The organism is Streptomyces sp. NPDC028314, from assembly GCF_055565795.1.
In genome coordinates, this window is the sequence record NZ_JBVHTP010000007.1 from 341576 (window position 1) to 353382 (window position 11807).

Annotated in this window: 8 protein-coding genes; 4 read left to right on the plus strand and 4 right to left on the minus strand. The window is 73.1% G+C overall.

Going from position 1 to position 11807, the window contains the following annotated elements; translation table 11 throughout:
* Positions 1 to 52 precede the first annotated feature (52 nt).
* Entirely contained in the window at positions 53 to 472 is a 420-nt protein-coding gene (locus tag ACZ4TG_RS18895) for a hypothetical protein (protein WP_468164057.1), read from the plus strand.
* Positions 473 to 574: 102 nt separating this feature from the next.
* Here ACZ4TG_RS18895 and ACZ4TG_RS18900 read toward each other — a convergent pair whose 3' ends face one another.
* The gene (locus tag ACZ4TG_RS18900) at positions 575 to 2230 is read right to left on the minus strand and encodes a serine/threonine-protein kinase (RefSeq protein ID WP_468164059.1); all 1656 of its coding nucleotides are present in this window, start codon (positions 2228 to 2230) and stop codon (positions 575 to 577) included.
* 262 nt (positions 2231 to 2492) lie between these two features.
* On the opposite strand from ACZ4TG_RS18900, the gene ACZ4TG_RS18905 reads away from it, so the two are divergent.
* Entirely contained in the window at positions 2493 to 3842 is a 1350-nt protein-coding gene (locus ACZ4TG_RS18905; RefSeq protein ID WP_468164061.1) for a serine hydrolase domain-containing protein, read from the plus strand.
* Between the two features lie 206 nt (positions 3843 to 4048).
* Here the strand turns inward: ACZ4TG_RS18905 and ACZ4TG_RS18910 are convergent, their stop codons facing one another.
* Positions 4049 to 4825, minus strand: a complete 777-nt coding sequence (locus tag ACZ4TG_RS18910; protein WP_468164063.1) for a PE-PPE domain-containing protein — start codon at positions 4823 to 4825, stop codon at positions 4049 to 4051.
* A 198-nt stretch (positions 4826 to 5023) separates the two neighbouring features.
* Between ACZ4TG_RS18910 and ACZ4TG_RS18915 the strand changes: the two genes are divergently transcribed.
* Both ACZ4TG_RS18915 and ACZ4TG_RS18920 read left to right on the plus strand, forming a co-directional pair.
* Positions 5024 to 7459: a helix-turn-helix domain-containing protein gene (locus tag ACZ4TG_RS18915; RefSeq protein WP_468164065.1), complete on the plus strand. Its 2436-nt coding sequence runs from the start codon at positions 5024 to 5026 to the stop codon at positions 7457 to 7459.
* Positions 7460 to 7726: 267 nt separating this feature from the next.
* Entirely contained in the window at positions 7727 to 9076 is a 1350-nt protein-coding gene (locus tag ACZ4TG_RS18920) for a flavin-containing monooxygenase (protein ID WP_468164067.1), read from the plus strand.
* Here ACZ4TG_RS18920 and ACZ4TG_RS18925 read toward each other — a convergent pair.
* On the minus strand, positions 9073 to 10341 hold the full coding sequence (locus ACZ4TG_RS18925; protein ID WP_468164178.1) for a tryptophan dimethylallyltransferase family protein: 1269 nt from the start codon (positions 10339 to 10341) through the stop codon (positions 9073 to 9075). The two genes, ACZ4TG_RS18920 and ACZ4TG_RS18925, sit on opposite strands and share 4 nt — an antisense overlap.
* Before the next feature lie 113 nt (positions 10342 to 10454).
* Complete coding sequence (locus ACZ4TG_RS18930) at positions 10455 to 11804, minus strand: cytochrome P450 (protein WP_468164069.1); 1350 nt, start codon at positions 11802 to 11804, stop codon at positions 10455 to 10457.
* Between the last annotated feature and the right edge of the window lie 3 nt (positions 11805 to 11807).

An 11807-nucleotide genomic window follows, 5' to 3' on the forward strand; every position in this document is an offset into this window, starting at 1 on the left:
GTACGACAAGGTGGTGTGCCCGGTGCAACCGCCACGAAGGAGGGCCGTCCACATGCCCGTGGGAGACGCCGCCGACCGTCCCGAAGCAAGCCCCAGCAGGCCGGCGCAGGTGCCGCCCGCCGCGGTCGCGGTGCCATGGAGGGAGACGTCCGACCCCCGCGACATCGCCCATCGGTACGGTGTGATCACCACGCTGCTGGAGGCGGGTGTCGACGCGGCCCGGATACAGGTGTTCGACGACCTGGAGGGCGGTGCCTACTGGGTCGTCACCCTGGACGGCGGGCGAGCGGTCGTACTGACCGACGACACGGAGGAGCACGTGGGCCACATCGAGGGACCCTGGCCGTTCAAGGCGGTGTTCCTCGGCCCGGACGGTGTCCGAACGAGGATCACCTACTCGATCGACGAACTCAAGGCCCGCGTCGTCACGTGGTACACCGAGGCCGAGGGCCCCGCGGACGACTCCCGCTGACCGGGGCATGTCTCCAGGGCGCCCCCGGCACCATCCTCGGGTCGCGTTCCCCGACCTGCCCGTAGGGGGGGGCGGCCCCGGACGGTGGGCCTCCCGGGAGCGTCACGAACGGCGGCTGACCGCGAAGTTCGTACAGCTCCCCACCGAGCTGATGACCGCACCGGACAGGACCGCCGGACGTTCCCCGACGACCACGGCGTCGAGGTCCACCGTGAGGTAGTCGGGCGGGCGGACGATCCAGCGGTCGCCGCGCAGGGTCATCCGGCCGCCGTCGAACGAGCCGATCATGGTGAAGGAGCCGTTGGGCACGCCGGGGTTGTCGGGGTGCGCGGAGAAGGTGAACACCGCTTCCAGGGCCCGGCCGCCCGGCGAGGTGATCGTGAGGTCGAGCCGGGTCAGGCCCTGGCCGCACCGATAGGTCCCCTGCCACGAACCGACGACCGGGAGCGGCAGCGACGGGGCGCGTGACACCGGAGTGCTGGGCGTACGGGTGGTGCCGGGGGTGCGGATGGCGCCGGAGGCCGTGCTTGCGGGACCGCCGCCCCGGCCGACGGACGCCCCGCCCGTCGGCCCGGTGGCCGGCCCCGCCGAGGAGACCGAGCCGCCCTTGCCGCTGGTGTTGCCGGCGTCACCGGAGTCGATCGCCCGCGGGACCAGCCAGGCCAGCAGGCCGACCACGACCACGGCGGCCCCGGCGGCCGCCAGGGCGCCCCGCCGGGGCCGAGGCCCGGCCAGGGTCGGGGGACCGTATCCCCGAGGTACGTCGGCGACCACCGGAGGCTGCGGCGGTGGCGCGGTCCAGGTCGGAGCCACCGGGTCGACGGTCGTCGGGGTGCGCGGATCGGCCGGAGCCTTCGCCGCGTCCGGCGCACCGCCCGCCCCCGGCGAGCCCGACGGCCGGGCCGGATGCGGCGGCAGCCACGTGAAGGCGGCCGAGGTGTCCGCTGCCCCGGCGAGCTCGTCGAGGAGCGCGGAGACGGTCGGGCGCCGTTCCGGGTCCTTCGCCAGGCACCGGGCCACGAGCGCGCGCGCCCGGGCAGGCAGCACGCCGAGGTCCGGCTCGTCGTGGACCACCCGGTACATCAGCCCCGAGGCGGTTCCGGTGCCGAAGGGCCCGGTGCCGGTGGCCGCGAACGCCAGGACGGCGCCGAGGGAGAACACGTCGGTGGCCGGGGTGACCCTGCCTCCCGTGAGCTGCTCGGGGGCCATGAAGCCGGGCGTTCCGATGAGGGTCCCGGCACGGGTGAGTTCGGTGACGGCCTCGGCGACCGCCGAGATCCCGAAGTCGATGACGCGCGGCCCGTCCGACGAGAGCAGTACGTTGGACGGCTTCAGGTCCCGGTGCACCACCCCCTGGACGTGGATGGCCTCCAGGGCCTCGGCGACTCCCGCCGCCAGCGCCAGGACCCGCTCCTCGGGCCAGGGCCCGTGGTCCCGTACGGCTTCGCTCAGCGAGGGCCCGGCGACATAGGCGGTGGCCAGCCACGGCGGATCCCCGTCCGGGTCGGCGTCGACGACCCCGGCCGTGTACACGCCGCTCACCCGCCGTGCCGCGCTGACCTCGCGGGCGAACCGCATCCGGAACTCCGGCTCCTCGGCCAGCTCCGGCCGGATCACCTTGACCGCGACGGAGCGGCCGCCGCGCGAACGCCCCAGGTAGACGGTCCCCATGCCTCCGCTGCCCAGCCGGGCCGCGATCCGGTACGGGCCCACCTGCGAGGGATCCCCGGCCCGCAACGACTCCATGTCCCGTTCCACGCCGCACCCTTCCGGCCAAGTCGGCAATCGCGCCAACCGCTGCCGCGCCATGATGTCAGCGTCGCCCCCGTGCCGACAGCCGATCCCGCATCCCGGACACCGGCGGGAGGTGACAAATGTAATGGCCTGTCAAGGTGTCCCTCCGTCTGGAGGCTGATGCCCGGTTCGTCCTGGCGGAGGAAGTGGCGCGGTGGGCCGGCGGCGAGACTCGAAGGTGTCCCAGAACGCCGGGCCCCCGACGGGCCATCGACGAGGAGCCGCCGTGCCCCACACCCGTACCGCCGACCGACCCGCGGGCCGACCCCTGCGCCGGCTGCGCCACGCCGCCGCGGCGAGCGCCGTGGCCGTCGCGCTGCTGGCGGGCCTCGCCCCGGCCGCGAGCGCCGCCGGACAGGGCCCGCCGCCCGCCCCCGCCCCGGCCGCGGGCGGCCGGCACCTGGACCGGGCACAGCTCCAGGCAGGACTGGACGCGATCCGGCAGGCGGGCATCTACGGCGTCTTCTCCGCGGTCCGTGACGGCCGCGAGCGCTTCGACGGCGCCGCCGGACTCGCCGACGTCTCCACCGGCAGTCCGGTCCGCCCCGACCTCCAGCACCGCGTCGGCAGCATCACCAAGACGTTCACCGCCGTCGCCGTGCTCCAGCAGTCCGCGAAGGGCCGGATCGGCCTGGACCGGCCGGTCGGCGACTACGTGCCCGAGCTGCTGCCCGGCGAGCGCGGCCGCAAGGTGACCGTCCGCATGCTCCTCAACCACACCAGCGGCATCAACGACTACATCGGCGACGCCTTCCCCTCCCTCCTGCAGGGGACCACGGCCAGCCTGGACGACCACCGGCTGCGCACGGTGCGGCCCGCCGAACTGATCGGGTACGGGGTGGCCCGGCCCCCGCTCTTCGAACCCGGGACGGACTGGTCCTACTCCAACACCAACTACCTGCTGCTGGGCGAGGTGCTCCGCAAGGTGACCGGCCAGGATCCGGAGCGGGTGATCACCCAGGACGTGATCCGGCGGGCCGGCCTGCGCAAGACCTACTTCCCCGGCGCCGACCCGCGCATCCACGGCCCGCACGCCCGGATGTACGAGAACTTCTACGGGCTCATCGACCCGCCGCGCGACTACAGCGACTACAACATGACCTGGGCCGGTACCGCGGGCGCGCTCGTCTCCACCCCGCAGGACCTCAACACCTTCTACCGCGCCCTGCTGACCGGTGACCTGCTGCCGCGCCGCCAGCTGGACCAGATGCGCACCACCGTCGACGTCAAGGACCCGACGGGAGCGGTGGTCATGCGCTACGGCCTGGGCCTCTACTCCCTGGACACGCCGTGCGGACCGGCCTGGGGCCACGACGGGGGCGTCTGGGGCGCCGGTACGTGGGCCATGTCCAGTCCGGACGGCTCCCGGCAGTTCGCGCTCGGGTACAACCTGATGAAGTACCAGCGCCTCGACGAGAGCGGCACCCGGTTCCTGCCCCACCCGGCCGACGCCGCCCTGACGGACTACCGCGACCGGTCCCTGTGCGGCACCACCGCGCCGCCTACGGCCGTACCCCGCGTGCTGCCCCAGGCCGTCCCGGCGCTCCCCGCACCGCCGGCGGGCCCCCTCCGCTGAGGACCCGCTCTGCTGACGGCCCCCTCCGCCGAGGTCCCGCTGGCCGGGGGCCCGTTCCGGCCGGGGCCGGGCACGACACCGCGGCCCGCCCCCCGGCCGGGCCGCGATGCCGTGCTCCGGGTCACCCGTGGCGGCAGCCGCCCTCGCCGCGCGAGGCCTGACAGCGCGCCACGGGTGTCCCCCCCCGTTGGCCTAGAGCCTCCGGATCAGGCCGCCGGGTACCACACGGTCCCGCTGCCGCCGTGGTGGGTGAGGGTGGTCTCGATGATGCTGCCGGCCTGGAAGTAGCGCGGGTGCTGCTGGAGGAAGCCGGCGAAGGAGTCCAGGGACGTCGCGTCACAGACGCCGTCGGTCTGGATGCAGAAGCGCTGGACCGGGACGCCGGGGAACTCCTCCGGACCGGTGCCGGGGGAATACGCCACGAACGGGATGAGGACCCCCTCGGGGACCAGGTGCCAGAAGCCGGTGCCGGGCTGCATCGGGTCGGAGTAGAGCATGCCGTCGACCTGCTCGCGGGGCACCGCGGTGCCGTTGTTCGCGATCGTCTGGAGGAGCAGGTCGCCGACCCAGGCCCCCTGGGAGTAGCCGGCGATCGTGAAGCGCGCCGTGGGATCGGCCCGGTAGGTGCTCTCCAGTGCGGCCAGGGCGTTCCAGTAGCCCTGGTTCACGCTGTCGCCGAAGCTCATGGTCCCCCAGGGGGCGGGCTGCTCGTTGTGACTCCCGACGAACGGGCCACCGCTGGCCGGATAACAGACCGGAACCGCGATGCCGCCGTTCAGATGCTCGTTCGCGGCCGCGAAGCTCGTGGTGCAATCGGGCGCGTCGGCGGCCGCGCCGGTCCCGCCGATCTCGATGTAGTAGTGGTTCACCGGATCGGCGTGCGCGGCGGGCGGCACGGCGGCGGCGCAGGCGAGCACCAGGGCCGTCGAGGCGAAGACGGACTTGAGGCGGCGGGCGAGCCCGTTCGGCTTCCGGGTGGACATACCGGTCAACTCCCTTGGGTCGGGGGTGAGCGCCGCGTCGGTGCGGCGACCGGTACCCATCGTGGTGTTCGCGCTGGTCGGCGGACCATGCCAGCGACCGGCCATATGTGGCCGGTCGCCCAAGTAGAGTGATTTGACGGGGATCTGACAGGAATTCCGGCACACGTGGCAGGCCGCGGCCGGGGGAGAGGCGTGCAAGTGACCAGCCAGTTAGGTGCGTTTGTCCGCGGGTTGCGGCTCGAGGCGGGGATGACGCAGGAGCAGCTGGCCGAGCGGTCCCGGCTGGGGGTGCGCACCATCCACCGGCTGGAGACCGGCAAACCCACCGATGCCCGGATGGGAACGGTGAAGCGGGTCGCGCACGCCCTGGCCGACGCGCTGCGGCGCGACCGCGACGACGTCTGGGCGGACCTGCTGGCCGCTCACCGCGGCAAGGAGGACGCCGCCGAGGACGCCCCCGCGACACGTGCTCCCGTACCCGAGCCGGCGCAGCCCGCTCAGCCGGTCGAGTCGGCCCAGCCGGTGCAGCCCGCGCCGCCGCCGTCCCGGGGCGCCCTGGCCGAGGTCGCCGAGTCGCTGGCGCACGACGTGTACAGCCGTTGCATTCGCGAGGAGGAGCAGCGCCGCGTCCACGACCCGTTCCCGCTGCCCGTGCGGTGGCGGTCGGCGCCCGAGGCACTGCTGGACCACTGGGACAACATCCGCGGCACTCCCCCCGGAACCGTCTCCGGACCCCTGTCCCTGGACGGCGGCCTGGGCGACATCGCCGACGTCTACCGGAGCATCCGGTCCGGGCGGCTGGTGGTGCTCGGCCGGGCCGGTTCCGGCAAGACCGTCCTGATCCTGCGGTTCGTGCTCGACCACCTGGGCAAGCGGTCCGACGGCGAGCCCGTGCCCGTGATCTTCAGCATCGGATCGTGGGACCCGACCGTCACCACGCTGCGCGACTGGCTGATCGACCGCCTGCTGCGCGACCACCCGAACCTCGACGCGCGCGCACCCGGCGGCTCGACCCTGGCCGCCGCCCTGGTGGACGCCGGGTGGATCCTGCCGGTGCTCGACGGGTTCGACGAGATCGCCACCGGGCTGCTCGGCCTCGCCCTGCAGGAACTCAACGCGAGCTCGCTGCCGCTTCTCGTGACGAGCCGCACCGAGCAGTTCGCCGAAGCCGTCACGGTCGAGGTGCTGCGCAGGACCGCCGGCATCGAACTGATGGATCTGAACCCCGACGACCTGGGCCACTACCTGCCCCGCACCGCGCGCCCGACCGGACCGCTCGACCGGGACGGACGGGCCGCCACCTCGTGGGACCCCGTTCTGGAGCGGCTGCGCGCGGACCCGGACGGCAAGGCCGGCGCCGCCCTGGCGGCCGTACTGAGCACTCCGCTGATGGTCCTGCTCGCCCGGACCGTCTACAGCGACACCCCGGCCCAGGACCCGGCCGTACTGCTCGACACCACCCGCTTCCCGACCCCCGAGGCGATCGAGGAGCACCTGCTGGGCCGCTTCGTACCGACCGTCTACCGCAGGCTCCCCGCTTCCGCGCCCAGTGCCGGCCGCCCGCGCCGGGCCCGTACCTGGGACCCGCAACGCGCCCAGCACTACCTGGGCTACCTCGCCGAACACCTGGACCGGCCCGAGCAGCACGAACGCCAGGACCTCGCGTGGTGGCAGCTGCGCGACTCCCTGCGGCTGTCCTCGCGCATCCTGGCCGTCGTCCTGGCCTGTTCCCTGGTCACCGCCCTGGCCGACTGGCTGGTCTTCCCGGCCAAGAACCTCGCCGCCGGTCGCGGCGCCGCGTTCACGCTGAGCGCGGGCCTGCTGGACGCGCTGCTGTTCGGCCCCGCGGTCGGCCTCGCCTTCGGGCTGGTCTACGGGCTGCTGTCCGGGTTCCGGATCCGGGCGTTCGAGCCGTCCCGCGTACGGATGCGGCTGCCCGGCCGCAGCCGGCGGGCGGCCGGACCGTCCCCCCGCAGACTCGCCACCCTGTTCTCGGCCGGACTGCTGGGCGGCTTCGTGATGGGCCTGGGGTGCGGGCTAGGTGTCACCGCGGGACTGGCGCTGACCGACGAGCACATGAGGGTCGACGCGGCGGTGGTCGAGGCGACCGTCGTCAACTCCCTCGTGTACGGGCTCACGTTCGGCCTGGCGGGCGGCCTGGTGCTCGGGCTCGTGGCAGCCCTGGAGACGCCCATCGACCTCGGCTCGGCCGCCACCCCGAAGGACCTGCTGGCCATCAACCGCAGCATCGTGGTGCGCCAGGCCCTGTTCCTCGCGCCGATGCTCACCCTGGTGATCGCCCTCGGCGGCCGACTGATCACCGAACTCCTCCAGGGACTCGCCGGGCCCCTCGCCTGGCCCATGGCCGACGGGTTCGCGCTGGGCGCCGTCGGCGGGCTGGCCGGCGCGCTCTCGTACGCCCTGGCGTTCACCGCCTGGGGGCAGTGGGTACTCCTCACCCGCATCTGGCTGCCCCTGACCGGCCGCCTCCCCTGGGCGACGGTCGCCTTCCTCGACGACGCCTACCACCGCGGCGTCCTGCGCCAGGTGGGCGCCGTCTACCAGTTCCGCCACGCACGCCTCCAACGTCACCTGCGCGGACGGCTCGTCGCTCCGGCCCCGTCGCGGCCGTGACGGCCGAACCATGAAAGGCGCGTACTGCCGCTTCGCGCCCCTGCCGAACGGGGCGTGGCCCGTGGGCCGTTCCGCCCGCTCACCTCACACCCCCAGCCCCGGAGCCGGTCGGTATCGTGAGGCCTCCGGGCTCCCGTACAGGGACCGCCGCGACATCCGTCGCAGCGGTCCCTGCGCTGCTGTGTACCTCCTTGCCGGGACGGGGCGAGGACCAGTCGGGAAGCCAACGCCCGGTACGAGGACGGATGGTGTTCTGTGGAGGGTTCCTTGAGCGGGTCACGTGCTGCCGACGTTCCCACTGCCGCGGCCGTGTGCGTCATCGGTGCCGGCCTGTCCGGGCTGGCGACCGCGCACGCGCTCTCGGTCAGGGGAATCGACTTCGTCTGTCTGGAGTCGGCGCCGGACGTCGGAGGGATCTGGCGCCGGCCGGGAGCCGGCGAGCCGGGTCCGGCCTATCTGTCGCTGCACCTGAACAGCGCCAAACAGCTCACCGCACACTCCGAGTTCCCGATGCCGTCCGAACTGCCCCTGTACCCCCGGCACGACGAGGTCGCCGCCTATCTGCGGTCCTTCGCCGAGTGGGCCGGGTTGCTTCCCCGCATCGAACTGGGCACCGAGGTGGTCTCCGTACGACAGGATGGCGGCGACGGCCCCTGGACGGTCACCAGCCGCGACGCACGAGGAGGGACGAAGGAACGGCGCTTCGAGCAGGTGATCGTCGCCTCGGGTCACAACACGCAGGCGGCTCCGCCGGATCCGCTGCCGCCGGGCTCCGGCTCCTTCACCGGACGGATCCTCCACTCGATGGACTACCACGACGGCAGTGAGTTCGCCGGGCAGCGGGTCGTCGTCGTGGGGATGGGGGCGTCGGGGGTGGACATCGCGGCGGACCTCTCGCGGCACGCCGCGCAGACCGTGCTGTCCGTCCGCCGGGGACTGCACGTCGTGCCCAAACAGCTCTTCGGCATGTCCGTGGACCTGATCGCCGAAGCGCCGTGGTGGAACGAGATGTCCTTCCCCGAGCAGCGGCGCTTCGTCGAGCAGGCGCTGTTCGTGGCGAGGGGGAGGCTGGGGGACTACGGCCTGCCCGAGCCCGACCACCCGGTCTTCTCCTCGGCGGTGACCATCTCGGACGAGATCCTCAGCCGGATCCGGCACGGCGCGGTGCTCCCGAAGCCCGCGATCGACTCACTCGACGGAAGCAGGGTGTGCTTCACCGACGGAACCGCCGTCGAGGCGGACGCCATCGTCTACTGCACCGGATTCCGCATGGCCTTCCCCTTCCTGCCCGCCGGATGTCCGGCGGGGCCGCGGCAGGAGGCGGTCGAGTTGTACAAGCGGATCGTCGCGCCGGACCGGTCCGGCCTGTACTTCGTCGGTCTGATCCGTCCCGTGGGCTCGATCACGCGCCTCGTGGAAGCCCAGGCGCGGTGGGTGGCGCGGGTCGTGGACGGCGAGGTGACCCTGCCGTCCGCGGACGCCATGCGCGAGGAGATCAGTACGCACCTGAGCGGCATAGAGGCACGCTACGGGCTGACCGCGGGCACCTCCGTCCAGGTGGACGTCGGCCCTTATCTACGGGACCTGCGGGAGTTGCAGGACGCCTGGACGGCCTAAGGGGCGGCTCGCCGGCCGGAGGGGCCCGTGACCGGCGGCCTGACCGTGTACGCCTCCGAGGAGATGTACGCGGTCACCCGCGGCGGCCGGCCCTGCTGGTGGGCGAGCCCCAGGTAGGCGATGAGTCCCACCCCGTCGTGCAGGTGCCGGGAGGTGACGGCGGACAGCGACCGCAGGAGCGGAGCGGCGTCCATGCCGTGCCGGCCGAGTACGGCCACCGCCCGGTCGAGGGCCTCGCCGTCGTGCCGGAGGTAGTCGCGGACCGGGACGTAGAGCGTGAAGCCGCTCGGCCGGTCGGTCGCCGTCTCGGTGAAGGAGTGGCAGGACTGGACGGGCCGGCGGTCGAGCCGGGGGCCCTGCCCGTCGCCGGCCCCCAGGGCGGCGGCGTCGGTGTCGTGCCCGGCCGCCAGGCGGAAGAACGTCCGCGTCTGGGCCGGTTCGGGGCCGCCGTCCATGCGGGACAGCCCGGCTGCCTCGGCGGCCGACAGGTCGTGGTGCGCGAGGTAGACCTTCACCCGGGGCTCGTCCCAGTCACCCAGGTCCAGGGCGAAGAAGAGGTGGCGGTCGCCCTCGGGCAGCGCCGCGAACGCCCGCCGGTGGCCGAGCCGGCCCAGGGCCTCGCGCACCGTCTCGGCGGAACGTTCCTGCCCGGACGCCGCCGGGTTCAGGTACACCTTGACCTTGGGAATTCCGCCGGGAAGCAGCTCCAGCGCGCACCAGAGCGCCAGGGGCCCCTCGGGGGACGGCGGGAAGAACAGGTCTTCCAGCTGGTCCAGCCGCCTTGTGCCGAATCCCCACCGCTGGGCCAGCTCACGGACGACCCGCAGCCCGACGCGCCCGTTGTCCTCCAGGCTGCCGGCTCCGTACCCGGGCTCCAGCAGCACCCGAAGGGTCGGTTCGGCGTCCGGTACGAAGGAGAGCGAGAACTCCACCGGCGTGTGGTCGTCGGAGAGGAAGGACCTCTCGGGGGGCGGCAGGTCGAGCGGCCGCTCGGCCGCGGGGCCCAGCACCGCGAGCAGCGTCCGCGCGTACTCCGCGGAGTCGGCCCCGTTCAACCCCGCGGCCTCGCACAGCCGCAGGACCTGTCTCGCCGCGTGGCCTCCGAGCGTTTCCCCCCGGGGCGCCTTGCGGACACCGGTCCTCGAAGCGGCCGCTGCGCCCGCCCCCGGTCGGAGCGCCCGGGAAGACACCCGCCTGGAGAGGCGGGTGTCGAGGGAATCCGGCTCGGTGGGGAGCAGGTACATGACAGCGGCGTCGTCGGACATCTGGTCCACGACTCCTCCTTCGCCTCGTGGGTAGCCGGAAACATCGCGTTGGTCACTACCCTCGAGGCCGATCATTCACGCAAGGGCGGAGGAGCCGCCGGGTGTGGAGTGGATCACCTGGTGAGCCAGTTGAGGAACTGGCTCCACTTCCCGTTCCGTTCACGCTTGGCCCCCGCCTCGGCCGACTGGGGGAGCGTGGGCTCCCCGGGGGGCGCGTGCGGGACGTTCCGGCCTTCCGCCCTGACCGGGGTGAACCGGGCGGGCAGCGTGGCAAGGCCCCGGTTGAAGGGGCCGGGACGCCAAACGAGACTGTCTTCCGGCACGGCGAGTTCGACGTCGGCGAGCTGGTTGAGCAGGTTCTCGATGGCGGTCACGGTGATCTGCCGGGCGGGCTCCTTGGACGGGCAGGCGTGCGGGCCCGCGCTCCACGCCAGGTGGGCCCGGTTGCTGCCGGCCTGACGAGCGGCCGCCAGGGCCGGACCGGTGTTGGCGGCGGCGAAACTGACCAGCACGAGTTCGCCCGCCCGCAGCTTCTGCCCGGCGAACTCCATGTCGGCCGCCGGATAGTGGGGGGCGAGGTTCTGCATGGGCGGGTTCTCCCACAGCGTGTCGTCGATCGCTTCGTCGATCAGACCGCCCTTGTGGGCGTACGCGTCGTGGGTGAGCAGCCGGTGCAGGGTGTTGCCGATGAGATTGCGCAGCGGTTCGTTGCCCGCCACCAGCAGGAGGGCGAGCTGATGGACCATCTCCTCGTCGGTCAGCGCCGCCTGGTGCTGCATCAGCCATGAGGTGACGTCGTCACCCGGCCGGGCACGCTTGAGCGCCACCAGCTCGCCGACGGCTCCGAACAGCACCTCCACCGCGCGCTCCGCGTTGACGCCGTCGAACATGCCGCTGATGCCGAACAGCACACGGTCGCCGATGTCGGCGGGGCAGCCGAAGAGCTCGTTGAACACGAACAGCGGCAGCTGTTTGGCGTAGTCGCCGAGCAGGTCGGCCGACCCGCGTGAACCGAACTGTGAGATCAGGTAGTTGGAGGCCTGCTCGGTGGTACGGCTCAGCCGGCGCGGGTCGACGCGGGCCATGCTGTCCGTCACCGCCTGACGCAGCCTCAAGTGCTCCACGCCGTCGCTGAACATGCAGTTGGGCCGGTACGCCAGCACGGGCACGACCGGGTTGTCCGGGCCGACCCTGCCTTCGGCGAGGTCCCGCCAGCGGCGCGCGTCCTTGCGGAAGGAGCTGGAGTCCTGGAGCAGTTGGAGCGCCGTCGAGTAGTCGGTGACGAGGGTCGCCTCCACCCCCGGAGCGAGCTCCACGGGTGCGGTCGGACCGTAGTGGCGCAGGTAGTCGTAGTACGCCTGGGGATCGGCCGCGAAGCCCGGTCCGTGCAGCGGTACCCGGCCGCCGACGTCGTGGGCGGGGCACCCGGGCGGGGGCACGGGGGCGGTGGGTTGAGCGTCCATGTG

Coding starts and splice junctions, on each gene's coding strand:
- ACZ4TG_RS18895 (WP_468164057.1), top strand. CDS start 53: ATGCCCGTGGGAGACGCCGCCGACCGTCCCGAAGCAAGCCCCAGCAGG.
- ACZ4TG_RS18910 (WP_468164063.1), bottom strand. CDS start 4,825: ATGTCCACCCGGAAGCCGAACGGGCTCGCCCGCCGCCTCAAGTCCGTC.
- ACZ4TG_RS18925 (WP_468164178.1), bottom strand. CDS start 10,341: ATGTCCGACGACGCCGCTGTCATGTACCTGCTCCCCACCGAGCCGGAT.
- ACZ4TG_RS18930 (WP_468164069.1), bottom strand. CDS start 11,804: ATGGACGCTCAACCCACCGCCCCCGTGCCCCCGCCCGGGTGCCCCGCC.